The organism is Sulfurimonas sp. (assembly GCF_028694605.1).
Classification (GTDB): Bacteria; Campylobacterota; Campylobacteria; order Campylobacterales; family Sulfurimonadaceae; genus Sulfurimonas.
The window spans coordinates 144,463-169,460 of the sequence record NZ_JAQVKP010000001.1 but is presented as its reverse complement, the minus strand read 5'-3'; the positions used below and the strand labels follow the sequence as shown (position 1 = coordinate 169,460).

At 38.3% G+C, this 24,998-nt stretch carries 25 protein-coding genes; 15 read left to right on the top strand and 10 right to left on the bottom strand.

Translation table 11 applies throughout. From position 1 onward, the window contains the following. Window positions 1-3: 3 nt before the first annotated feature. A complete protein-coding gene (locus PHY84_RS00855; RefSeq protein ID WP_299856743.1) occupies window positions 4-249 on the bottom strand; it encodes an OadG family protein in 246 nt (81 codons plus the stop codon). A 147-nt stretch (window positions 250-396) separates the two neighbouring features. Between PHY84_RS00855 and PHY84_RS00850 the strand changes: the two genes are divergently transcribed. Genes PHY84_RS00850 through PHY84_RS00840 form a run of 3 tightly spaced genes read left to right on the top strand, consistent with a single transcriptional unit; the run spans window position 397 to window position 1,225 of the window. Beyond that, window positions 397-702: a DUF3817 domain-containing protein gene (locus PHY84_RS00850; RefSeq protein WP_299856741.1), complete on the top strand. Its 306-nt coding sequence runs from the start codon at window positions 397-399 to the stop codon at window positions 700-702. 38 nt (window positions 703-740) lie between these two features. Further along, window positions 741-1,049: a hypothetical protein gene (locus PHY84_RS00845; RefSeq protein ID WP_299856739.1), complete on the top strand. Its 309-nt coding sequence runs from the start codon at window positions 741-743 to the stop codon at window positions 1,047-1,049. A gap of 5 nt (window positions 1,050-1,054) precedes the next feature. Then, window positions 1,055-1,225, top strand: a complete 171-nt coding sequence (locus PHY84_RS00840) for a hypothetical protein (protein ID WP_299856737.1) — start codon at window positions 1,055-1,057, stop codon at window positions 1,223-1,225. Here PHY84_RS00840 and PHY84_RS00835 read toward each other — a convergent pair whose 3' ends face one another. Both PHY84_RS00835 and htpG read right to left on the bottom strand, forming a co-directional pair. Continuing rightward, window positions 1,226-1,732, bottom strand: a complete 507-nt coding sequence (locus tag PHY84_RS00835) for a hypothetical protein (RefSeq protein WP_299856735.1) — start codon at window positions 1,730-1,732, stop codon at window positions 1,226-1,228. Window positions 1,733-1,830: 98 nt separating this feature from the next. Then, window positions 1,831-3,723 (bottom strand): molecular chaperone HtpG, encoded by a 1,893-nt coding sequence (htpG, locus tag PHY84_RS00830; RefSeq protein WP_299856733.1) that lies wholly within the window; start codon window positions 3,721-3,723, stop codon window positions 1,831-1,833. 227 nt (window positions 3,724-3,950) lie between these two features. On the opposite strand from htpG, the gene PHY84_RS00825 reads away from it, so the two are divergent. Together PHY84_RS00825 and PHY84_RS00820 are read left to right on the top strand one after the other, a co-directional pair. Then, a complete protein-coding gene (locus PHY84_RS00825; protein WP_299856731.1) occupies window positions 3,951-4,793 on the top strand; it encodes a universal stress protein in 843 nt (280 codons plus the stop codon). A gap of 90 nt (window positions 4,794-4,883) precedes the next feature. Beyond that, on the top strand, window positions 4,884-5,126 hold the full coding sequence (locus PHY84_RS00820; protein ID WP_299856729.1) for a hypothetical protein: 243 nt from the start codon (window positions 4,884-4,886) through the stop codon (window positions 5,124-5,126). A gap of 22 nt (window positions 5,127-5,148) precedes the next feature. Here the strand turns inward: PHY84_RS00820 and PHY84_RS00815 are convergent, their stop codons facing one another. Further along, window positions 5,149-6,546: an MBL fold metallo-hydrolase gene (locus PHY84_RS00815; protein ID WP_299856727.1), complete on the bottom strand. Its 1,398-nt coding sequence runs from the start codon at window positions 6,544-6,546 to the stop codon at window positions 5,149-5,151. A 368-nt stretch (window positions 6,547-6,914) separates the two neighbouring features. Here PHY84_RS00815 and abc-f point away from each other — a divergent pair, with 368 nt between their 5' ends. Then, the gene (abc-f, locus tag PHY84_RS00810) at window positions 6,915-8,855 is read left to right on the top strand and encodes a ribosomal protection-like ABC-F family protein (protein WP_299856725.1); all 1,941 of its coding nucleotides are present in this window, start codon (window positions 6,915-6,917) and stop codon (window positions 8,853-8,855) included. Between the two features lie 15 nt (window positions 8,856-8,870). Here the strand turns inward: abc-f and PHY84_RS00805 are convergent, their stop codons facing one another. Continuing rightward, window positions 8,871-10,220, bottom strand: coding sequence for a class II 3-deoxy-7-phosphoheptulonate synthase (locus PHY84_RS00805; protein ID WP_299856723.1), 1,350 nt, complete (start codon window positions 10,218-10,220; stop codon window positions 8,871-8,873). A gap of 165 nt (window positions 10,221-10,385) precedes the next feature. Here PHY84_RS00805 and PHY84_RS00800 point away from each other — a divergent pair, with 165 nt between their 5' ends. The 9 genes from PHY84_RS00800 to PHY84_RS00760 are packed head-to-tail and all read left to right on the top strand — an operon-like array spanning window position 10,386 to window position 18,742. Further along, window positions 10,386-11,300 (top strand): GGDEF domain-containing protein, encoded by a 915-nt coding sequence (locus PHY84_RS00800; protein ID WP_299856721.1) that lies wholly within the window; start codon window positions 10,386-10,388, stop codon window positions 11,298-11,300. Beyond that, on the top strand, window positions 11,300-11,947 hold the full coding sequence (locus PHY84_RS00795) for a CvpA family protein (RefSeq protein ID WP_299856719.1): 648 nt from the start codon (window positions 11,300-11,302) through the stop codon (window positions 11,945-11,947). Before PHY84_RS00800 ends, PHY84_RS00795 begins: the two co-directional genes overlap by 1 nt. Before the next feature lie 2 nt (window positions 11,948-11,949). Next, a complete protein-coding gene (locus tag PHY84_RS00790) occupies window positions 11,950-12,426 on the top strand; it encodes a Fur family transcriptional regulator (RefSeq protein ID WP_299856716.1) in 477 nt (158 codons plus the stop codon). Between the two features lie 19 nt (window positions 12,427-12,445). Beyond that, entirely contained in the window at window positions 12,446-13,960 is a 1,515-nt protein-coding gene (gene lysS / locus PHY84_RS00785) for a lysine--tRNA ligase (RefSeq protein ID WP_299856714.1), read from the top strand. 24 nt (window positions 13,961-13,984) lie between these two features. After that, a complete protein-coding gene (locus PHY84_RS00780) occupies window positions 13,985-15,232 on the top strand; it encodes a serine hydroxymethyltransferase (RefSeq protein ID WP_299856711.1) in 1,248 nt (415 codons plus the stop codon). 10 nt (window positions 15,233-15,242) lie between these two features. Beyond that, window positions 15,243-15,785 carry a DUF1882 domain-containing protein gene (locus PHY84_RS00775; RefSeq protein ID WP_299856709.1) on the top strand — a complete coding sequence of 181 codons (543 nt, stop codon included), beginning with the start codon at window positions 15,243-15,245 and terminating at the stop codon, window positions 15,783-15,785. Between the two features lie 45 nt (window positions 15,786-15,830). Beyond that, window positions 15,831-16,508, top strand: a complete 678-nt coding sequence (locus PHY84_RS00770) for an SPOR domain-containing protein (RefSeq protein WP_299856706.1) — start codon at window positions 15,831-15,833, stop codon at window positions 16,506-16,508. A 39-nt stretch (window positions 16,509-16,547) separates the two neighbouring features. After that, window positions 16,548-17,951 carry a chorismate-binding protein gene (locus PHY84_RS00765; protein ID WP_299856703.1) on the top strand — a complete coding sequence of 468 codons (1,404 nt, stop codon included), beginning with the start codon at window positions 16,548-16,550 and terminating at the stop codon, window positions 17,949-17,951. Continuing rightward, window positions 17,951-18,742 carry a shikimate dehydrogenase gene (locus PHY84_RS00760; protein ID WP_299856701.1) on the top strand — a complete coding sequence of 264 codons (792 nt, stop codon included), beginning with the start codon at window positions 17,951-17,953 and terminating at the stop codon, window positions 18,740-18,742. Before PHY84_RS00765 ends, PHY84_RS00760 begins: the two co-directional genes overlap by 1 nt. Here PHY84_RS00760 and hypF read toward each other — a convergent pair. Genes hypF through PHY84_RS00735 form a run of 5 tightly spaced genes read right to left on the bottom strand, consistent with a single transcriptional unit; the run spans window position 18,722 to window position 24,969 of the window. Further along, complete coding sequence (hypF, locus tag PHY84_RS00755; protein WP_299856699.1) at window positions 18,722-20,953, bottom strand: carbamoyltransferase HypF; 2,232 nt, start codon at window positions 20,951-20,953, stop codon at window positions 18,722-18,724. The two genes, PHY84_RS00760 and hypF, sit on opposite strands and share 21 nt — an antisense overlap. Next, on the bottom strand, window positions 20,950-21,294 hold the full coding sequence (gene hypA, locus PHY84_RS00750) for a hydrogenase maturation nickel metallochaperone HypA (protein ID WP_299856697.1): 345 nt from the start codon (window positions 21,292-21,294) through the stop codon (window positions 20,950-20,952). The genes hypF and hypA overlap by 4 nt, the downstream gene beginning before the upstream one ends. Further along, window positions 21,295-22,287, bottom strand: coding sequence for a hydrogenase expression/formation protein HypE (hypE, locus tag PHY84_RS00745; protein ID WP_299856695.1), 993 nt, complete (start codon window positions 22,285-22,287; stop codon window positions 21,295-21,297). It lies immediately after the preceding gene. Further along, a complete protein-coding gene (locus PHY84_RS00740; RefSeq protein WP_299856693.1) occupies window positions 22,280-23,836 on the bottom strand; it encodes an AAA family ATPase in 1,557 nt (518 codons plus the stop codon). The genes hypE and PHY84_RS00740 overlap by 8 nt, the downstream gene beginning before the upstream one ends. Continuing rightward, entirely contained in the window at window positions 23,833-24,969 is a 1,137-nt protein-coding gene (locus PHY84_RS00735; protein ID WP_299856691.1) for a restriction endonuclease, read from the bottom strand. The genes PHY84_RS00740 and PHY84_RS00735 overlap by 4 nt, the downstream gene beginning before the upstream one ends. Window positions 24,970-24,998 lie beyond the last annotated feature (29 nt).

Sequence of the window (24,998 nt, the reverse complement as noted above, 5' to 3'; positions counted from 1 at the left end):
TTCCTATCCTTCTCTATGGTATTTAATCGCTGCCGTAATGGCTGCAACTATTTTTTTATCATCTTTTTGTGTGCTGCTTGTCGCCAAATTTAATTTTGCATTTACATCCGGTCTTGCTTCTGGAAAATATTTACTTAAAATACTCGACATTATGTTCATACAATAAATCATAATTACAAGAAAAAGAAAAACCGTTCCCATTCCAAGAACCAAGAATTTTAAACTCTCTAGCACAGGATTCATATCCATCACCACACCCTCCAAACTTGTTTGGCGCTACTGTACACTATTTATGTTTAAAAAGAGTTTGCGAATGGTTTTTAGATTTTATCAAATAGGTTGATTGTTACTTTTTGATTATATAATTCACAGATTTTAAAAAAAGTTAGGATAGATATGAAAAACGAAAATGTTATAAAATTTGGGAGCATAAATAGCATTGAAGGCTACTCTTACCTAGCTCTTGTTTTTATCGCAATGCCTATGAAGTACCTTTTTGCCGTGCCTATGGCTGTTAAAGTTGTTGGAATGATTCATGGAATTTTATTTATACTTTTTTGCTACTATCTTGTTAAGGCTTGGCAAGAAGCAGAATGGTCGGTTGGAGATAGCACACTCTTTTTTATCGCATCACTTATCCCGTTTGGAACATTTTTTACAAAAAAGAGCATAGCATCTTATGAACTCAAAAGTTCTATTTAGATAAAATAGCCGCAAAAATAAACAATTTGGAGGAAACAATGATAGGTGGAATGCACGAACAAGAGTTTATGGCGTACATAATATTTGGATTGGTTTTGAACTTTCTTTTTTCACTGCTTTTTGGGCTCTATCTTAGTAAAAACATAGGAATGCAGGAGATGATAAACTCCAAAGGAGACAAAGAGCAATCGCTTCTTGTTAGTTTGTCTCTTTTTGTACCATACGCAAAAATGGCAATCACGCTTTATAGAGTGGCTATATTGCAGATTTTCTTTTTAAACAGAGGCTATTCTCACAAAGAGTTTTGGATTTATATGACTTCCAACAGCCTCAATAAAGTAGATTAAAAAAAGTGAATGAACACAAACTAAAAATCATTCTTGCTATCTTAGTCGGTATCTTCTTTGCGTTTGTATTTATCATACTTGCTTTTGTTTTGCCGGCAAAAGAGGAAGAAGCCGTCTTAATTAAAAAACCAACCAATCTACTTGAGGAAGTCTCTCAGTCTCTTAGAGAAAAATAATTAAAGAGAATTTTTAACTGCTATAAGATTGAGCGTCTCATACGCACAAAGGGGATTTAGTTTTATGGCAGAGATTTCCAGCGCTTTTGCATAGAGTCGCAGATAGTCCAAGTTGTCTTCAACCATCATCTCTTCAAGAATTTTCTGAGCATCTTTTATACGCAGATTTCTTACAACACCCAAATTTTTATGTGCCAAATGCCTAATATCTGTGTAGTCTAACACTTTGCCATCTAAAGCATCTTTTTTAAGCTTGTGAATGGATGCATAAAATGCAATTTTTGATTTTAAAATCTGTATGACATAATCTTCTATAAGCTGCAGAACTATCTCTTTTTCTAAAGATAGCTCTTCTATCGCCTCTTCTATCTCATAGCTATAGTTTGAAACACCCAAATGTCCTAGATTTTGTTTGACAAACATATCGCCATCTTGTAGCAGTCTGTCTATTTTGCGGCGGAGTTCGGCGTTCTCAGGACGCCTCTTTTCTCTTATATTGCTATTCATGGAAGTAAAATAACATATTTTTTTCTCTTATGATTAGAAACTCTTAAAAAATAGAGACAACCGCATAATGAGTGCTACAAAAGCACTCATACAAGCAACTATACTGCTTTAGAAATAACACGGTTTAATCTTGTTATAAACCCTATTGTGTCTTCCAACTCAACACCGTCAAAAAGTTTTGCCTGATCAAGCAAAAGATGCGCCGCATCATTAATGAGATTTTGATCAACAGAGTTTTTCAGTTTTACGATAAGTTCATGTTTGGGATTTATCTGTAAAATCGGCGCAGGTGCAGGCGCATCACCTTTTTGTCCCATCTGTCTCATAATTTGCGCCATCATAAATGCAGGGTCTTCCTTGTCTTCTTTGAGTTTTACAGGAGAATCAACCAAATCAAAAGTAACTTCAACAGCTTTTACGCTATCTCCCAAAGAGTCTTTGAGTTCTTTTGCAAGTCCATCATACTCTTTTGCTACCCCTTCATGCGCTTTTTTCTCATCTTCATTCTCATCAAATTTTGCATCGCTGACGTGAACAAGCTTGTACTCTTTATACTCAGTTACCATTGGAAAGATTATTGTGTCAATCTCTTCATTAAGCACTAAAACATCGATGCCGCGAGACTTGAATCGCTCCAGTGCAGGCGAGTTTTTGAGCATAGAGATAGATGTTTTACCTGTGATAAAATAAATCTCTTTTTTTGTCTCATCCACATTTTTCAAAAACTCTTCAAACATAACCTGTTCATGGGAATTGAGAGTATTAAACTGCATAAGCTCCAAAATCTTCTCACGGTTGCCATAGTCACTATAAAGCCCTTCTTTGAGGACATTTCCAAACTCTTTAAAGAATGTTTTGTACTTATCTTTGTCGTTTGCCGCCATTTTTGCAAGTTCTGAGAGTACCTTTTTAACAGAGGCATTTTTTATCTTTGCCATCACTGCATTTGACTGTAAAATCTCACGGGAAACATTGAGCGGAAGATCTTTTGAGTCAATCACACCGCGTAAAAATCTCATATAAGTCGGCATCAGCTCTTTTTCATCGTCTGTGATAAATACACGGTTGATATAGAGTTTAATCCCTGTCTGATAGTCAACTCTGTACAAATCCATCGGTGCTTTACTTGGGATGTAAAAGAGTGTCGTATATTCTATAGCACCCTCAGCTTTGTTGTGCATCCACGCAAGAGGTTCTTCTGAAGAGTGAGCGATAGAGCTGTAAAAATCTTTATACTCTTCATCTTTTATCTCACTTTTCGATATTGTCCAAAGCGCATTGGCACGGTTAATCTGCTTATTTTCAATCTCTGTTCTTGAAGGCTCTATCTCTTTGCCTTCATCATCTTTTTTTGCAACGATAAACTTTTCTTTATCCATAAAAATCGCAAAAGGGATGTGGTTTGAGTATTTTTTAATAATATTTTCAATTCTATATGTATCTAAAAACTCGCTATCTTCATCATTCAGGTGCATTACTATCGTTGTTCCGTGACCATCTTGAGTGGTATGTTCTATCTCAAACTCACCGTCACCCTTGCTTATCCAAAGATATGCCTGCTCTTCACCAGCTTTTTTAGTTGTTACTTCGACTCTATGCGCGACCATAAAACAAGCATAAAAACCGACACCAAACTGACCGATAAGATTTGAATCTTTTTTCTGATCTCCAGTTAGATTTTCTAAAAATGCTTTTGTTCCCGACTTGGCAATCGTTCCAAGGTTGTTCATCAAATCCTCTTCATTCATACCTATCCCGCTATCTTTGATAGTAAGAGTTTTTGTCTCTTTGTTTGCAACGATATCAATACGAGGATTGAAGCTGATGCTCTTATATGCGTCATTTGTTAAAACGAGCAAGTTAAGTTTGTCAAGCGCATCCGAAGCGTTGGAAACCAGTTCACGCAAAAATATCTCTTTGTTTGAGTAGAGAGAGTGAATCATAAGATTAAGTATCTGATTTGCTTCTGTTTGAAATTGATGTTTTGCCATCTTTGAAATCCTTATAGTTAAAAAATTTAGGAAATATTAGCAAAAAAAGGTTAATAATTGCAAATTAAATCAACTATCTTTAGTCTGCATGACTAAAGATAGATTAGTATCTATATGGCAATTTTACTCATTATTGATTTTTAAATCGTAAAAAAGATAAATATCTTACAAATAAGCTATAATCTCATAGAAGAGGTTTACACTAAAAAAGTCTATAGGGGTTAATTATGCAAAAATTTATAACACTGGTTGCGACAGACTTCTCAAAGAGTAGTTTTGTCGTTTTGGAAAAAGCGATTGTATTTACACAGAGGATGGGTGGAGAGTTGCATCTTGTTCATGTAATAGAGAGTTCATTTTTTTCAAAAAAAGTGGATTTAGGCGCTCTTAGAGAGAATGCTTTTCTTGAGCTGAACAAAAACTTTAGCTCTCTTAAAAAAGAGAATTTTCATTGTGTTAGCGGTAAAGTCAAAGTAGAGATTGCAAACACTGCAAAAATTTTAGATGCAGATATCATCATCATGGGAAACAGCGGAGAGACGCATTTTTTAAATGAGTTTCTTATGGGTTCTCACACAAAAGAGATTATCAAGCATGCACAAACTTCACTCTTAGTGATGAAGAGCGATCATGAACTTGCCTATGAGAATATTATGGTTCTTACAGATATGTCTGAAGCTTCTGCATCAGCCATAAAAAAGACGGCGCAGCTTTTTGAGAGTGCAAAAATAACTCTCGTCAATCTATACTATCTTCCTGCAACTACTGTCAGTGAAATAAGCCGCTACGGACTCAATGAAGAGGATGTGGCAGCCTATGAAAACAGTATCATAGATGAGTCACGACAGGAGTTAGACTCATTTGTAAACTCTCTTATGCTTCCAAAGGAAATTGATGTGACTGCACATTCTATTAGAAGTTCTTTAAACCCAAAAATGTTCCAAAAAGAAGCTATAGGGATTGAGCATGATTTGCTTGTTATCCATGCGACGCAAAATGTAAGCTTTTTTGCTTTTGATATCCTTGAGTACTCTGCCACGGATGTGCTAATTATCAAACAGAGCAGGTAATTTTTTTTGTTTCAAGAGAGTGTATATCATAAAGAATATATAGAACTTTTAGAGCCGACACCTAAACTGCACAGTAAAAAGTGCAGGTTTGTGGCGTTTTTTCTGCGTCTCTTTTTGGAATATACGACAGTTTTAATTACTCTTTGGGTTTGGTTTTTTTATGACTTTTTTTTAGCCGCACTCGCACTTGTTCTAACTTTTATCATAATGGGAATAGTTCGTTCAAAACTCCGTAACTCCGCCATCCCCTATACACAAAGGGAGTACCCTTATACCGATGCAGCCATTGCTCAATGGTACACAGCTAAAGAGCTGTGTTTTGGGGAATCCTAAAGAAAAGCTCTAAAGGGCACCTCTAAAGTTTTATCGGTTTTGCATACTCAACAATGTTTACTTCTTGTTTAAGCTCATTTTGAATCTCAGAAGCAAAAACTTCCATTTTCTCTATCTCTCCATGAATCAAGTAGATATTTTTCAGTCCCCCAATAGGTCTTATCCACTCGATTAGCTCTTTTTGGTCTGCATGTGCGGAGAAACCGTTAATCGTGTAAACTTTTGCTTTAACAGCTATCTCTTCGCCATAAATCTTAATCATCTTTTCGCCGTCAACGATACTGCGTCCAAGTGTACCATGAACCTGATACCCTACAAATATCACGGCATTTCTCGTGTTCCAAAGTCTATGTTTGAGGTGATGCATAATGCGCCCGCCGTTACACATTCCGCTTCCTGCGATGATTATAGAGCGCTCTTTTGTTTTGTTTATCGCCATAGACTGGTCTCGCGTTGTCGTTGTTTCAAGCCATGCAAAGGAGAATGGGTCACCCCCGCTTCCGGGCGCATACTCAAGCGTATCACTCAAGTGAATAGGAAAACGGTTATATAGTTTTGTCGCTTTGATAGCAAGCGGGCTATCCAAAAAGACACGGCATTTTGGCAGCTCGCCATCATCGTGCATCTCATGAAGCAGCCAAAGTATCTCTTGCGTCCTCTCAAGCGCGAAAGACGGGATTATAACATTGCCGTTTTGCTGTAGTGTAGTGCGCACGGCTTCTTTAAACTCTGCAACACTCTGCTCAAGCGGTTTATGTTGACGATCTCCGTATGTTGACTCTACAAAAAGAACATCCGCTTGGTCGATGTTGTCCGCACTGTCGATGATAAGCCTCTCAGGAGAGCCTAAATCACCCGAAAAGATGATGCGCTTATGTCTGTTTTGTTCCTGATAGTCAAGAATCACAAAAGCGCTTCCCATGATATGTCCCGCATTCGCCAGCGTCACCTTGATATGATGCTTTAACTTATGCTCCTCAAAATACTCCAGCGTACACCACTTTTTCTCAAAAACTCTATCCACATCCTCTTTTGTATAAAGCGGCTTTAAGATACTCTCTTCTTCGCCGCGTCTGCGTGCCTTTCTGCGGAGTGTTTTATACTCTTCTTGAAGTATATTTGCACTATCAAGCAGCATCACTTTTGCTATATCATGTGTCGCTTTTGTAGCAATTATCCTGCCATTAAACCCATCTTTGATAAGCTTTGGCACTCTTCCGATATGGTCAAGATGCGCATGGGTTAGGACAAGATAGTTGACTTTTGAAGGGTCAAACTCAAAAGCCCCGTAGTTTCTCTCTTCATTGCCGTTGCCTTGAAACATACCGCAATCAATCAAAATTTTTATTGAATCGATTTTTACTAAGTGGCACGAACCCGTAACAGTCTGCGCCGCTCCGTATGATGTAACAGTTGCCATTCTTTCATCCTTGTTTTTTCAATCTGGTCGATTATTACCGCACCGACAAATAAACTTAACTTTTGAAAGTACGAGAAGAGGTGAGATTGAGGTATAAAAAGTTGCAGGAGTGCCTGTTGCACTTCAAAACTTTTTATATCTTAAGATTGCCTCTTATCGTGCTTCCCGCAGGGTGATATACTTTTGCCCATACTCTGCGTTAAATTTTTTTGCCCGAGCCTTGGCTAGGGCTTCAAAAATTTGCCTTGATTATGGACAAAATTATATCATCAAAAGTTAAGTTTATTTGTCGGTGCGGTAATGTATTCAAATTTAACTCTTATGTAACTTACACTATAATCGCATAAATTATACAAAGACAAAAAAAAATGGCACTTATAGATTTACTAAATATATCAAAACATTATGAAGCACAAAAAATTTTAAGTGAAATAAATTTTCATGTAGATGAAGGTGAGAGAATCGTCATTATCGGCAAAAACGGCAGCGGCAAATCTACTCTTATGAAGATTGTCAACGGTACGCTTGAGCAAGACGGCGGTGAGAGGATTTGCAGACAAAACCTTGAGATAAAGATGCTTGCACAAAGACCAGAGTTTCAAGAGGGACAAAGTGTTCGAGAAGCGGTCGAGGCGGGTTTGGATGAGATTAACCGTGCAAAAGAGCGCTACAACACACTCTCTCTTCTCTTGTCAGATGAGTTTGAAAATAAAGCACTTATTGATGAGCATGAGATGCTATCTCGCTATATTGAGCATCACAATGCGTGGAACTTGGATGACAAAATAGAGCGCATCATCAAGCATTTTGACCTCAAACCGTATGAAGACAAGCCCGTTATGATGCTTAGCGGAGGCGAACAAAGAAGAGTTGCCCTTGCTTCGCTGCTTTTGCAAAAACCGGATATTTTGCTTCTTGATGAACCGACAAACCACCTTGATGTTTACATGGTAGAGTTTTTGGAGGAGCTGATTTTAAAAGAGAAGTTTACTCTTGTTTTTATCTCGCATGACAGATACTTTATCGACCGAGTAGCCACAAAGTGTGTTGAAGTGGAGGATTGTGCGCTTAGAGAGTATAGCGGCGGATACAGCAGCTATCTCACGCAAAAAGAGGAGTATATGCAAACACTCCAAAAACAACATGAGACGCTTTTAACGATACTAAAGCGAGAAAACGAGTGGTTTGCACGGGGCGTCAAAGCAAGGCTTAAGAGAAACGAGGGGCGCAAAGAACGTCTGATGGCTCTAAGAGAAGATGCAAAAACAAATCCTTCTAAAATAAAAAAGATGACGTTAGAACTAGAGCGTGAAGCAAAACATTTCAACCGTGATAAAAGCATCAATAAGCAAAAAATGCTCTTTGAAGTCGAAAACCTCGGTCTAACGCTTGGCAACAAACTGCTTTTTAAAAGCTTTACAACAAGAATCCTTCAAAAAGATGTTATCGCCATTGTCGGACCAAACGGAAGCGGCAAATCAACACTCCTAAAGGCTCTTTTAGGGCGCATCGAACCTACGGAGGGGAAAATCAAGCGAGGAGAGTTTAGCGTGGGCTACTTTGACCAACACCGAGAGATGCTTGATGATGAAAAAAATCTTATAGAGACCTTCTGCCCCTTTGGCGGCGACAGAGTAAGTGTCCGTGGACGTGATATGCATGTTTTTGGGTACTTGAAAAACTTCCTTTTCCCAAGAGAGTTTTTGGATAAAAAGATAGGCATCTTAAGCGGCGGAGAGAAAAACCGTATCGCCCTTGCCCTGCTCTTTACCAAAAATGTGGACATTCTCATCCTTGACGAACCTACAAACGATTTGGATATTCCAACCATCAACATCCTAGAAGAGCAGTTGATGAACTTTGGCGGAGCGGTCATCATCGTCAGTCATGACAGATATTTTGTCGATAAAATCGCCAAAAAACTATTTATCTTCAAAGCAGACAAGCATATAGAAGAGAGTTATCAAAGCTACACGGAGTATCTTGAACTTGAGCATGAACTCAAAGAGCTGAGCGAACTTGAAAAAGAGAGCCAAAAAACAGAAGAAAAACCAAAAGAGAGCAAACCAAAAGAGTTGCGTCTCACCTATAAAGAGAAGATTGCGCTAGAGAAGCTTCCGCTTGAGATAGACGCACTTGAAGCCAAAATCGATGAGAAAAACAGCTGTTTGGCAAATCCTGCATGTTATGAAAAAATCGGTATAACGCAATTAGCCAAAGAACTTGAAGAATTAAGGAGTCTTTATGAAGAAAAAGTGGAAGAGCTGTTGATGATTCAGGAGAAAGAAGAGGAGATAAACAGTAACTAACGCAAAATGCGCTAGTTACTGTTGAGCCTCTTTAAGCGTATCTGCTATCAAAAATGCCAGCTCTAAAGCTTGGTCAGCGTTTAGTCTTGGGTCACAATGCGTGTGGTAACGAGAGCTTAAATCCTCCTCTGTTACGATAAATGAACCGCCGATACACTCGGTTACATTTTTGCCAGTCATCTCAAGATGCACACCGCCTGCAAATGTTCCTTCTGATTTGTGAACTTGGAAGAACTGTTTCATCTCTGTAAGGATGGCATCAACCGGACGTGTTTTAAAGTTGTTGGATGATTTGATAGTGTTTCCGTGCATCGGGTCACAGCTCCAAAGAACTTTTTTACCCTCTCGCTCAATCGCACGGATAAGTTTAGGCATACCCTCACCAACTTTGTCAGCTCCCATTCTTACGATGATATTTAAACGTCCTGCTTCATTGTTTGGGTTTAATATATCGCAAAGTCTTACCAAATCTTCAGGATCCATCGACGGACCGGCTTTAACACCGATAGGGTTTTTGATACCTCTCATATACTCTATATGCGCACCATCAAGCTGGCGTGTTCTGTCGCCAATCCAAAGCATGTGCGCAGAGGTGTCGTACCAATCTCCCGTAAGTGAATCTCTTCTGGTAAACGCCTCTTCGTACGGGAGCAAAAGTGCCTCATGTGATGTATAAAAATCAGTTTCACGAAGTGCTCTATGCGTCTTTGATGAGATACCGCATGCTTCCATAAACTTTAAAGACTTACCAATCTCTTCTGCCAAATCTTCATACTTTTTACTGATTTCACTCTGATGCGTAAAGTCAAGATTCCACTTGTGTACCTCATGCAAATCTGCCAAACCGCCTGATGCAAAAGCACGTAAAAGGTTGAGTGTTGCTGCTGATTGGTTGTAGGCTTTTATCATTCTCTGCGGATCGGGAACACGTGCCTCAGACGTGAACTCAACACCGTTAATAATATCGCCGCGGTAAGCATCCAGCGTTACCCCGCCGATAGTTTCAGTATCGCTTGAGCGCGGCTTTGCAAATTGACCACCGACACGACCTATTTTGATAACAGGGAGACCGCCGGCATAGGTCATCACAACTGCCATTTGTAAAATCGCTTTAAATGTATCACGAATATTGTGTGCATGAAACTCACTAAAACTCTCAGCACAATCACCGCCCTGTAACAAAAAAGCCTTTCCCTCGGAAGCGTTTGCCAACTGTGCTTTTAGCGAACGTGCTTCACCGGCAAAAACAAGAGGCGGATAATTCTTCAACTCATCCAAAACACGCTTAAGTTCATCCATATTTTTATATGTCGGTTGCTGAACGATAGGTTTTTCTCTCCAGCTTGATGGATTCCAAGTACTCATAGTTAAACCTTTACTTTAATAATCTAAAAAATTTTTGAGATTCTACACAAAAGTAACTAAAATAGGACTGATTATCAAATTTTAACATCCGCAATGATAGAAAAAAGCTTTTTTTTATGGTTAGAAATGTATAATGCAGCATATTTTTCAATGGACTGTGTCACTATGCAAAAAAACGATTTAAAAGCGCTTATTGGGGAGATTTATGAAAATCTGCTTGAGCGTATTGAAGCAGAAGAAGAGCCGACAAAAGGGCAAGTTGTCACTTATCTACAAGATGCCATGGAAATAGTTTCCGATATCAACGACAAAGACATAGACTCCATAGAACACGCAAAAGCGAGTTTCAAAAACTCTTATAAAGAGCTCATGAAACAGAGCTTAAATTCCTACAAAAGTACAAACCAAAAGTTTGGTGAACTGGCAGAACGCAATCAAGAGGCTATAGAAAAATGCTCCTCACAGCATATTGACATAGACTCACTCTCTAGTATGTTCGATGAAATTCAATCCCACATGATAGAAGAGGTAAAAAAAGCAAACGAAGTGATTGCGGATTTGACCCAAAAAGTTAAAATCCTTGAAGAGACATCAAACCTAGATCCTCTTACAAAAGTTTTTAACAGAAGAGCGCTTAGCGCTTATCTCGCTGACGTATGCTCTAACAAGGGTGTTCCCTATGCCATGCACGTTATCATGCTTGATATTGATAATTTTAAAACCATTAATGACAAATACGGTCATTTAACGGGCGACAAAATACTTATCTTTATCTCCAATGTCCTCAGAAAAACTCTTCGGGATGGTGATAAGATTTTTAGATACGGCGGAGAGGAGTTTACTGTTGTTATCAACCGTAATACAGATGAACAGTGCGAACTCATTGCAAACAGACTCTTAAATCTTGTCAGCTCCAACAAGCTTATCTATATGGGTGAGCGCATCTCTGTAACCGCAAGTATCGGCGTAACAAAGCTCAAAAGCGGCGACACGCCAGACTCCCTGCTTTCAAGAGCGGACAAAGCGCTTTATATGTCAAAAAGAAATGGAAAAAACATGGTTTCAAAGGCGTGTGAATAATGGAGTTTAACACTTTTGATATTATAGTTTCAATCCTCATTCTTTTTCTTGGTTTAAAAGGAATAATAAACGGATTTTTTAAAGAACTTTTTGGGCTAATCGGCATTATAGGTGGTATCTTTATTGCCTCAAGGGTTGGGGAAGATGTAGGTCAGCTTATCAACAATTCTCTTTTAAAGTTTGAAAACAGCGCAGCCATTAGTTTTACCGGTTTTTTAGTTACTCTTGGACTATTTTGGCTATTTATGGTAGGAGTCGGTCTTATTTTCAAAAAGTTGAGTCTATTAAGCGGTCTCGGTTTTTTTGATAAAATTTTAGGCTTCATATTTAGTGCCGGCAAATTTTTTCTTATTGCATCGGTAATTTTTTATTCTGCCTACAACATAGATGCAATGCGTCCAAATCTTGACAAGGTAATGCACAACAGTTTACTCTTTCCTATTTTGGTAAAGACTGGAAGTGTTATTATGAAACTTGACCCAAAAGAGCTCTCAAACGGTATTAATACAAAACTAAATGAAAGCTCAGACATGATAAGTGGCAATGTTGCAAAAGATTTGCAAGAGAGCGCACTTCAAATCGTAGAAGATACTAAAAACAAAATAGATTCAATAACAGATAAAAATTCGTCAAGTCAAAAGAGATAAATATGCCGGAAATAACTACTGATTTTAGTGACAAAACCGTTAAATACAAACAGTTGCTGGAAGATTTTAAGCAGCTGCTTAAAAAAAACAATCTGAAGTTTACAATCCAAAGAGAGGTGATACTTGAGACACTCTATAATGCTGATGAGCATCTCACACCGGAATCACTCCACAACCTTATCCAAAAGAAGTTTCCCGACCTAAAAACCGGAATTGCAACCGTTTATAGAACGCTATCTTTGCTTGAAGAATCCGACATGGTTACATCGCTCTCTTTTGGTGCGCAAGGCAAAAAATATGAACTTGGCGCAAAGCACCATCATGATCACTTTATCTGTACCTCTTGCGGAAGCATTACGGAGTTTGTTGATGAACAGATAGAAGAGAGACAGCATAAAATCGCACAGGAGCTTGGTTTTGAGATGAAAGACCACTCTATGCAGATTTACGGCATATGTAAAAATTGCCAAAAAAAGTAAAAAATAAAAGGAAAGATTATTGGTTTTTGAAAATAAATTTATTCAACAAAGAATTGAAAAAGCGGAGCTTCTAAAGAGAGAGGGAATTAACCCTTACTCTAATGATTCAAGAAGAGACACTACCATTGAGAAGTTTTTATATGTCAATACGGATATTGCCCACACCGAGAACAAAAGAGATGAAAACCGCTGCTACACTCTAAGCGGGCGTATAAAGCTCTTTCGTATCATGGGTAAAGCGAGCTTTATCCAGATAGAGGATGAGAGCGGTGTGCTTCAGGTCTATGTAGCAAGAGACAATATAGGTGAAAATTTCTACAACGAAACTTTTAAAAAAAATATAGAAGTGGGTGATATAGTAGAAGTTAGCGGATACCCGTTCGTAACAGGTCAAGGTGAGCTCTCGCTTCATGCAGACAAGCTAAGACTTTTAACAAAAGCCATTGCGCCGCTGCCTGAAAAGTTTCACGGCATAACAGACAAAGAGACAAGATACAGAAAAAGATATCTCGACCTTATCATGAATGCAGATGTCCGCAAAACATTCCAAATCCGTTCAAAAGTCATCTCTCTCACTCGCCGCTTCTTTGAAGATAAGGGCTTTTTAGAGGTTGAAACTCCTATGATGCACCCTATTGCAGGCGGCGCAAATGCAAAACCGTTTGTGACACACCATAACGCTCTTGGTATCGACAGATACTTAAGAATCGCTCCTGAACTTTACCTTAAAAGACTTATTGTCGGTGGGTTTGAGGCTGTTTTTGAGATAAACCGCAACTTTAGAAATGAGGGAATGGACGCTACCCACAACCCTGAGTTTACATCTATAGAATTTTACTGGGCGTACAAAACTTATAAAGATTTGATTGAAATTACAAAAGAGTATTTTACATATCTTTTTGACCACTTAAATCTCCCCACAAAGCTCCCTTACGGAGAGATGGAAGTTGATTTTAGCCGCTTTAGCGAAGTGCCTCTTATTGAGTCTCTAACTACTATCGGCGGCGTACCGCAAGATATAGTCAACGACAAAGAGAAGATAGTTGCATTTTTAAAGAGCAAAAATATTGTCGTAAAAGATGGGCTAAACTTAGGTCAGCTTCAAGGCGAACTTTTTGATGAGTTTGTTGAAGAGAAGCTTATAAACCCGACTTTTATCACCGAGTATCCGGTTGAGATTTCTCCGCTTGCAAGAAGAAGCGATGTAAATCCGGCAATCACCGAGAGATTTGAGCTTTTCATCGCAGGGCGGGAAATCGCCAACGCATTTAGCGAATTAAACGACCCTGTGGATCAGCTTCAAAGATTTGAAGCACAAGGTGCAGCCAAAGAGAACGGTGACGATGAAGCGCATGAGATGGATTTGGACTTTATAGAGGCCCTTAGCTATGGTATGGCTCCAACGGCAGGTCAAGGCATAGGCATAGACAGACTTGTCATGCTGCTTACAAACGAGCATTCCATCAGAGATGTTCTGCTCTTCCCTGCTATGAAACCGTTGCATAACGAAGAAAAAAACGAAGAGACAATTTAATTTAAATAGGAAAAGGATAGAAAAATGAGTTTTTTAAAAGAGTTCGATAACGAAATTTTTGAGTTATGCGAAAAAGAGCTAGAGAGACAGACAACGCATTTGGAGATGATTGCGAGTGAAAACTTCACGCTTCCTGCCGTTATGGAGACTATGGGTTCTGTATTTACAAACAAATATGCGGAGGGTTATCCGGGCAAACGCTATTACGGTGGTTGTGAGTACGCAGATGGTGTTGAGCAGTTGGCGATTGACAGAGCGTGTAAACTTTTTGGATGTAACTATGCAAATGTACAGCCGCACTCAGGAAGCCAAGCAAATGCGGCGGTTTATGCGGCACTTTTAAATGCAGGCGACAAGCTTTTAGGGATGGATCTCAGCCATGGCGGGCACTTAACACACGGAAGCAAGCCAAGCTTTTCAGGAAAAAACTACCACTCTTTTACTTACGGTGTAGAGCTTGACGGTCGTATGAACTATGACAAAATCATGGAAATTGCAAAAGCAGTACAGCCAAAAATCATCGTTTGCGGTGCTTCTGCTTATGCCAGAGAGATAGATTTTGCAAAATTCCGTGAGATTGCCGATGCGGTCGGAGCAATTTTATTTGCCGATATCGCCCACGTTGCAGGACTTGTTGCAGCAGGAGAGCATCCTAGTCCATTCCCTCATGCACACGTTGTAACGACAACAACCCACAAAACTCTCGCAGGTCCAAGAGGCGGTATGATTATGACAAACGATGAAGAGATGGCAAAAAAACTTAACTCTGCCATCTTCCCGGGCATCCAGGGCGGACCGCTTGTTCATGTTATCGCTGCAAAAGCGGTAGGTTTCAAGTATAACCTCTCTGCTGAGTGGAAAGATTATGCAAAACAGGTAAAAGCAAATGCTAAAATTCTTGGAGAAGTACTGGTAAAAAGAGGGTTTGAGCTTGTAAGCGGCGGAACGGACAACCATCTGGTTCTTCTCTCTTTCATCAACCGTGATTTTTCAGGTAAAGATGCAGATATAGCTCTTGGAAATGCAGGCATAACAGTAAACAAAAACACAGTTCCGGGAGAGACAAGAAGTCCGTTTGTGACTTCAGGTATCCGCATAGGAAGCCCTGCTCTGACTTCAAGAGGCATGAAAGAGAAGGAGTTTGAGTTCATAGCGAACAAAATCGCTGACGTTCTTGATGATATCAACAACACAGAGCTTCAAGCATCTGTCAAAAAAGAGCTTAAAGAACTAGCGCAAAACTTTGTGGTTTATCACCAATCGACATATTAAGGGCTAAAAGATGACGGCAGCAGATTTAAATCTTATAAAAATGTTAACGGATCACTATTGGATTAAAAGGGACGTGGTAGTAGATAAAATTATCTTCAAAGGTCGTACATTTTATAACAAATTTGAGAAGGTTAACGCAACACTCACTCATGCCGTCATCAACCAACATCTTAAGGGCGAAATAACGGTCGCACATTCACTTATCAACAAACACGGTAAAGTTGAAAATATAGTTATCGACTACAATGGGCGAGACCCTGAGCGTTTTTACCATAAAACACAACTTCTTCTTCGTGAAGAGGGCTTTATCAACTTTACGGCATACAAAACAAAAACAGAGGGACATCTGCATGTTTATATCCATAAAGGACATACGACACTTCAGGAAGCCATACAGCTTGGAAAGATGATAAGTATGAAACTGGCAGCAAAACAACCAAATCAGTGGCGTATGTTTCCAAATCAAGATATGCCTGATGAGTACAATATTTTGGCACTTCCTTATGAGGTATATGCCAAAGAACGCGGTGCTTCATGGTCAAAACATATGTAACCAACTTTTTGGTATGATTTTAAGTAGATAATAAAAGGAGAGATTATGGAAGAAAAAAGCGAATTAAACGATATTATCCTCAACAAAAACAGCGCATCTGCAAACAGCAGAAGAGTTGTTTTAGCAGTTGCAACGCTTGGTATTGTGCTTATCCTTGTTGTTATGCTTATGAATACTTTAACGTCAAGTAGCACAGACAATCTCCCACAAGCAGTACTTCCTCCCGAACCACAAAAAGAGACAAAAACAGTAGCCGGAGAACCTCTTTTTGAGGACGTAAAAGTCATCCAAGAAGCAAATAAAGAAAACGGTTCTTTAGATGAAATAGCACAAAGATTGAAGCAGGAGAGTACAAAAGACAGCACTCAGGCAGCAACAACTCAAACACAACAACAAACTGTCGCAGAGCCTAAAAAAGTCGTAGAGACGAAAAAAGCAGTTTCTCCAAAAGAGAGTACTGTACAATCACAAACTCCATCGACAGCAACACCTTCGGGTTATTATGTTCAAGTTGGTTCTTTTTCCAAAAACCAGCCAAATAAAAGCTTTTTAGATTCTATAATCAAGCTTGGCTACGGCTACACTTTTCATCAAGTTTCAAATAAAACTACACCTGTCAATAAAGTCCTAGTTGGTCCATTTAGCAATGAAGCGGAAGCAAGAAAAGCGCTTAAAGCATTAAGAGCTTCCGTTGAGCCAGCCGCCTTTTTAACAAAAATCTAAAAAACGCTCCGCTTGTCGGAGCAACCGAAGGTTACTCTTTTGATTTACTCTAAACAATTTATTCAAGACCAATTAGCCCCCGTCGCCATTTATGCAAAATTGAAAGCACTTTTTCCAAATGAAATCTCATACCTCTTTGAGAGTGCAGGAGCAAGTGAGGGTAATTACAGCTTTATCTGTATCGGTGCGAGGGAGAGAGTTCAGTATGCAGATGGCAAAACTCTCTACACAGATGCAGACGGTATAACACATACAAAAGATGTCTCCCCTTTTACTTTTTTAAAGAATTACTACAAAAACATTGATACATCCATCTATAAAGAAGCATCTGCCGCACTAAAAGTAGGTTATGTGGATGGTTTTATCGGCTACATAGGCTACGATATGGTCAAGGTTTTTGAACCAAAACTTCATACAACCATGGATGGTTTAAAAGATGAACTCAACACTCCCGATTTGGATCTCATCCTCCCAAAAATCATTTTGGTTTATTCTCATAAAAATTATCAACTTACACTTATCAGCACTCTAAAAGAGATGAGCGATAAATTTGAAGAAGTTGAAGCGGAGTTAAAAAACTCTTATGAATATGTCCATATGAAGAGAAACATAGGTGATGACAAAGGAACTTTCGCATTCTCAAAAGAGCAGTTTTTTGAGATGGTGGAAAAATCAAAAGAGATGATAAGAAGCGGCGATGTTTTTCAAATCCTTATGACAAATCGCTTTACAAGAAAGATAAAAGTTGACCCTTTCAGCTTTTACAGAATACTCCGAAGTAAAAACCCATCACCTTATATGTTTTTGATGGAATACGAAGATTTTAATATCGTCGGTTCTTCGCCTGAAGTTATGGTTAGACTTACAAACGGGGAACTTCTCCTCCGCCCTATAGCAGGAACAAGAAAAAGAGGCACTACAAAGCAAAGAGATATGGAGCTTGAAGAAGAGTTGCTCAGTGACCCAAAAGAGCTCTCAGAACATCTTATGCTGATAGACCTTGGCAGAAACGATGTTAGCCGTGTAGCAAAGACAGGGAGTGTAAAAGTCGAAAATATGATGCACATAGAGAGGTTTTCGCATGTTATGCACATCGTCTCAGATGTAACAGCAACTATTGCAGATGACAAAGATATGTTTGATTTGTTTATGGCAACTTTTACGGCAGGAACTATGACGGGTGCGCCAAAGATAAGAGCAATGGAGCTTATAGCCGAGTTTGAGGGTCTAAAGAGAGGTTTTTACAGCGGAAGCATAGGTTACTTCGGATTTGACGGCAATATGGACAGTGCAATAACCATTAGAACTGCTCTAGTAAAAGAGGACAAAGTTGTTCTTCAAGCAGGTGCGGGCGTGGTAGCTGACAGTCAAAACGAGCTTGAGTACCTAGAGGTTAAAAACAAACTCGGCGCGCTTGTTGCTTCACTGGAAGATTTGGACTAATGAAACTGTTTGCCATCTTTGGCGACCCTGTTTCGCACTCTCGCTCCCCGCTTATGCACAACAGCGTATTTAAAAACCTAAACTACAAAGCGTGCTACACAAGAGTTCATCTGCGTGATGGCTCAAAACTAAAAGAGACTTTTTTTGCTCTTGCCCTTAGCGGCGCAAATGTTACCGTTCCCCATAAAGAAGCGGCATACAAGGCTTGCGATGAAGTAAGAGGCTTTGCAAAAAAAGTGGGAGTTGTAAATACCCTTATAAATGAAAATGGCAAGTTAATAGGCTACAACACCGATGCAGACGGTTTTATGTTTGCTATAAAAGAGTTTGGAGAAGTTAAAAATATTTTAGTTCTAGGTGCGGGCGGAACGGCAAAAGCACTCTGCGCAAGATTTGTACAAGATGGTATAAAAGTGAGCGTTTTAAATAGAAGCGAAGATAAACTGCTCTACTTTAAAGAGCTTGGGTGCGAGAGCTTTACATGGAATGATTTTAAAATATCAAAATATGATTTGGTAGTAAATACCACAAGTGCGGGGCTAAAAGATGAAGAGTTGCCTGCTCCGTTGGAGCTAATCAAAGAAATTTTAGATAACAGCTCATTTGCGGCAGATGCAATTTACGGAAAAATGACACCGTTTTTAAAGATGGCAAAAGAAAAAAACATTACTTACAAAGACGGTGCCGATATGCTTTTGGGTCAAGGTGTTTTGGCAAACGAGCTATTTGTCAATCATGAGTTAAAAACAGGCGATATCAAACTTCACATGTCAAAGAGTTTTGAGATTTAACGCTGCAATTGCTTGTCCGTAAGCGATTGCAGCGTCATTGGCGACAAACATCTCGGGCAAAATAACATCAGGGATTTTTCTCATAATCAACCTTAAAAGCACTCTGTTTTGAAAAACTCCGCCGCTTAAAACCAAAGGCAAATCATACTTTTTGTACATATCATAAATAATCTCTACTATTGTATTAAAAAACTTTGAAACCGCTACATGTACATCTTTTTCAACTAAAATCTGTTTTGCTATTTGGCTAAAATCTATCTCAAAATCTTGCACGCCAAACTCATAATACTCTGTAATATTTTCATCATAAAGGCTCTCCAAAAGCAGACCGCTCTCGCCCTCATAACTGCAAATTTGGACAATATCCAAAAGAGATGCCACTGCATCAAATAACCGCCCGCAAGAGCTTGAGAGCGGAGAGTTTAGTCCGTTTTTCCATACTGTATATAGTGTTTTTATCTCTGAGCTGGAAAAAGAGTTAATTGTCTGATTATTCAGTTTAAAAGCTTCATCGCCGTATATCTCAAACAAGAAGCTAAGAGCAACCCGCCGTGGCTCTTTTATGGCTCTCTCACCGCCGATAAGCCTGAAATATTTAAACTGCCCTACTCTCTTATAAGAACTGTTGTCACAAACAAAAAACTCTCCGCCCCAAAGGTTGCCATCATCCCCATAACCGGTTCCGTCAAAACTAACACCCAAAACTTTTGAAGCGATACCCTCTACACCCATAGTAGCCAAAATATGCGCATAGTGATGTTGAACCTGCACTAACTCTATGACTTCATTTTGCGCTTTTAACTCTTTTGCATATTTGGTAGATTCGTAGTTTGGATGTTTATCACAGACAACTACATCAGGAGTAAAATCATAGATTCTCTTTAGCGTCTCTATATGTGATTTGAAATGCTCCACACTCGACAAACTTCCCAAATCCCCTATATATGGCGATAAAACAACGCTATCTTCTATGGTTATGGCAACCGTGCTTTTCTGGTTTGCACCAAGAGAGAGAATCTTTTTATCTGTTTTATGCAGGAGTTTAAGATAAAGAGGCGCATATCCTCTTGCCTCTCTTAGCATAAATATTTTCTCGTTCTCCACAAAAGCAACCGAGTCGTCACAGCCGTTTACTATCTCCCTGTTATGCTCCAAACAGCAGTCCCAAACGGATGATAGTCCCATAATCTCATCATAAGTTCTGCACAGAGGCTCATCAGAGATATTTGCGCTTGTAGCGACTATCGGTCTCTCTAATTTTTGCAAAATAAGATAATGCAGAGGAGTATATGCCAAAAAAAGACCGATTTGGCTGATATTTGGAGCCACATATCGGCTTAGTGCATAATCATCTCTTTTTTGAAGCAAAACAATGGGGCGTCTGTTTGAGTTGAGCAATGCTTCCTCTTTTTCGCTTATGTAGGCAAGGTGCTTTGAGGTATCAATATCTTTTACCATCACTCCAAACGGTTTTGAAGGTCGTCTCTTTCTTTCTCGCAGAAGTTCAACCGCACTATCGTTTGAGGCATCGCAAACAAGATGATAACCGCCGATTCCCTTTATGGCTACAATCCTACCATCAGCTATAGTTTGTACAACCTCATCTATAATATTTTCAGACTCTATTTTTTTGCCGTTGCTCTCATATAAAGAGAGTGCAGGTCCGCACTCATGGCACCCTATGGGCTGGGCATGGTATCTTCTGTCTTGCGGGTTTTTATACTCTGCTTCGCACTTTTTGCACATTATAAATTCATCCATAGATGTATTTTTTCTATCATAGGGAAGATTTTTTATGATGCTGTACCTTGGTCCGCAATTTGTGCATGTGATAAAGGGATACTCAAATCTGCGGTTGGTTTTGTCGCTCAGTTCACTCTCACACTCCTCACACATCGCAATATCTGATGGAATCTTGCTTGAGAGCAGTTTTGCACTTTTGCTTATTTGGATGCTAAAGCCCTCAAAGGATTTTGTTTTTTTTATTTGAGTGATTTTTATGGAGTCTATCTCGCTGAGAGGCGGCTTATTTTGCCTGATTTGTCGGATAAATCCATCTACTTTTTCTCGTGTCGCATCAAGAAGTATCAGCACGCCGTAGCCGTTGTTTGAAACTTGCCCCTTTAACCCAGATGAAGCGGCAAGGTTATATATAAAAGGACGAAATCCAACCCCCTGCACCACACCTCTTATCTCGATGGCAAATATCACTGCTTAAGCTCTAAACTCATAAGATACATATCTTCGCCATCAAGAACTTTTAAGTCAAAACTGCCGCATTTTGGACAGATAAACTCATTTTTTTTAAGTTCTTTCTCAGCGCCGCAACTATTGCAATGCACTTTTACTTTTTGAATATTTATAACCAAATCAGCCTCATGACATATCGTGCCAAACTTGAACATCTCGAACGCTTCACTTAGAAGATGCGGCTCCACTCCACTAAGTACACCGATTTTTATTACGACCTTTATTACTTTTTTTGCACTGTTTTTCTTGGCATGTTCATCACAACTATCTATCAAAGATTGAACAATGCCGTACTCATGCATTTAGCAAATCCTTGGAAGCAGTTCGCCGCTTGGCATATCTAAAAATCTCTGCGTACCCCACGACGAATTTATGATAACTTTTTTGAGATATTTAGTTGATACATTTGCGATTATAGAGGCATTTTTGTTGTAGGATTTGAGAATTTCAACTGCCCTATGCGCCTCATCTTTTTTAACGGCAAGTAAAAAAGTACCCTCATTTGCAAGGCTCATGGCGTCAAAACCCAAAATCTCGCAAAGCCCCATTACCTCATCGCTTATAGATATCTTACTCTCATCTACCTCTATACAGATATCAGACTGTTTTGCCCACTCGTTTAAAACAGCACTAAGTCCGCCGCGAGTTGCATCTCTCATAGCCGTTATATCTATATCTTCATCCAATAACCTCTTAACAATGGGATAAAGAGAGCTACAATCACTCTTAAGCGTACTTGTTAGCTCAATCCCCTCACGGGAAGCAAATATAGTAGCTCCGTGACACCCTATATCACGGCTAAGAAGTATGATATCATCCTCATTTATCTTGTTTGAGCTGATACCTTTTTTTAAAATCTCTCCGATTCCTGCGGTATTGATAAATATCTTATCGACACTGCCACGAGGTACTACTTTTGTATCGCCGCTAACGATTACGGCTCCGTTAATATCAAGCTCTTTTTGCATAGATGAAACTATTCTCTCAAGCTCATCTATACTAAAGCCTTCTTCTATGATAACACTGCAAGTTAGATACTTTGGCTTTGCACCCATCATAGCCAAATCGTTACAAGTTCCGCATACTGCAAGTTTACCGATATCTCCTCCTGCAAAAAAGAGCGGAGTAACCGTAAAACTATCTGTTGAAAATGCCAATGTTCCGCTTTCTATAACAGCTGCATCTTCACTCTTTTGGAGTATATCGTTTTTAAAAGCTCTGTAAAAGACCTTGGATATCAGCTCGTTGTTCTCAACTCCGCCGTTGCCGTGGGCTAAGCTTATTGTTTTAGTCATCTTGGCTCTTTTTGTTCAAAATATTAATAGCATCGTTATATTTTTTTTCATCAGCATAAAAATACTCCTCCAAAAGCGGTCTTATCTTGTACTCTTTTACAAACTCCAGATCTTCATCACTCTCTATCTTCATAAAATAGCTATGACCTAACATATAGTCTTCGTTTAGATTCTCTTTTATAAACTTATTTAAGTCATTAAACAGCTCTTTTGCCTTTACATGTACCAAATCTTCATTTGGCTTCATCTTCAAAAATGTAAATCTTCGTCTTAGTGCTATGTCTATAGTTGCGATTGATTTGTCGGTAGAGTTCATGGTGGCGATGATGTAGAGATTTGAAGGCACTTTGAACTTCTCTTTTGAGTACGGAAGCGTAACTTCGTAAACATCCCTTTTATCTTCTTCTATAAGCGTTATCAACTCTCCAAAGATTTTAGAGATATTTCCTCTGTTGATTTCGTCTATGACTATGTAGAAGTTTTTTAAAGCAGTGCTATTTTGCTTAACTTCTTTAAATAAAAGCATTTCTCTAAAAATAGAATAATAATATGTTGCCAAACCTTTAAACCTACCAGACAAGGCATCTATAACATCTTGAGGATTATTGATAGGTTTTATCTTATTGCTGTTATATATTTCTTCAAGAGGCAAATATGAAACAGAAAATTTATTTTCATTTACCATAATATGAATGGATTTATCGGTATATTTTGAGATGGTAAACTCGCTATTATTACTATAAGTTTTTAATTTACTGCCGATTTCAAATTTTAATTGAAACTGCTCCAGCACACTTTTGAAGTTTATATTTATATTGTTAGAAAAACTATCAACAATATTGCTATTTGCTTCTTTAGCTATATTTTTAAATATCCCATCTTCTAACTCTATATTTCCATTGTCGCTAGGTCTAAAACCCTCTATAAAATCCTCATAAGAGTAGCTTTGATGAAATGTTACAAACTCAACTCTTTTCTCATTTTTTATGCTCTCAAAAGTTTCGTTTTGTAAATCTACATGTAGGTTTTTTGAAACGGTGTAAAATATCTCATTTTGGCTTTTGCCCTCTTCTATCATAGAGATAAGATTTTGGTAGTTATGGGTTTTACCGACTCCCGGAGCACCGTAGAGGATTATGTTTTTTATATTCAATTTTTTATCTTTTTTTTCTTTAATTGTGTCGTCATTTATAACAGATTTTACATATTCATATAGTTGTCTATTATTATCTAAAATATAATTTATCGTTCCTTTTTTCAAACCATGTTTTTTCAAATTTTCAAAAGATAATAACTGAGATTGTTCTCTACTAAGCTTTTTAATTAATTTTACATCTATACTATCATCATAAACATTTGTAACTTCCATAATATATTGAATTTGACGGATATTACTCGATATATAAATCAAAACTGTTTGCCCAACTACAAGATTTATACTTTTGCCCCACTTTTCATAATAACCTTGCTGTTCAATCAATGGTCTTACATCACCCCAGTCTCCATTTGGATTATGTGTTAAAACCGCTATACTTAAGTTTTCGTTCATATTATTTTCTCCAGTCTCTCTCTAATTTTCTCAATATACTCCCCATAACTACACCCATCAAACCCCAAATCCAAGCTCTTTATCTTCATCAAAATTTCATCTCCGTTTGTCCCCAAAACAAAATCATAATCAAAATGCTCCAGATGTTTTGGATACAGAAGCATCATATTTTTTATACCGTAGTTTTTGCCGTAAACATACATTTGAAACTTGTCGTCTCTTTTTATATCCTCTTTTACATGTAGCTTTTTGTATTTCGTATCTATTATCAAATCGCCCACAATAATATCAGGTTTTAAAATCAAATCTCCATAAACATCATAGCTTTGTAGCTTTGTTTCAGGCTCTATCTCTTTTATCATCCTACCGACAAACCGCTCAAAGAGCATATTCATATCAAACAAGAACGCAAAGCTTTTCTTGTCTTTTGAAAAGAGCGGGATAGATTTACTAAGAAGAAGTATCGCAAACTCAAAACTATCTCTGTATCTTAGATTTAAGCGGTTAAAATGAATCATAAAGCTATTTATATCTAAGTGTCTGTACTCCACCTCATCAAGCACCAACTCGCACTGTTTTAGAAGTTTTTTATCTCTGGTAAAGGGCATAAGAGTTTTGACGGCGTACAAAAAAAACTGATTTAGCGTGTTATTCATACTAAACTCGTCATATTCGCAGTATATCTTTGCGTTTGTAAAGTTGTACTTTAGATTTTCGTTTATAAGGTACTTACCTCTAAGCGTCGTCAAATTATCCTGCTCGGTTATATACTCTTTGTAAACACCTCGCCCGAACTCTTTAAACAGCCCTTTTGCAAAAAGCTGTATAAAAACTTCTAAGATATTATGCTTTTCATTTTTACATGACGCTATATCTTCATTCTCAAGTTTTATATCATAAGCGTACATGAGCATATAGATAAAAATATCAAGGTTTTTTTCATCATCATTATCGGCTATCTTAGGAAGCAGATAGTAATCTTTATCTTCAAAATTTAGTATTCCGCAGTATTGCTGTGATTTTAAAATCTTCCAGTCAAGTTTAAAATATTTATGAAGCAAAGGAGTGTCAATGATGTACTTTTTTAGCTTCTCATCTTTTACTTCATTGTATTCATAGATTATATTTTTCATTTCAGTTTTTTTACCACTTTTGCCATTTA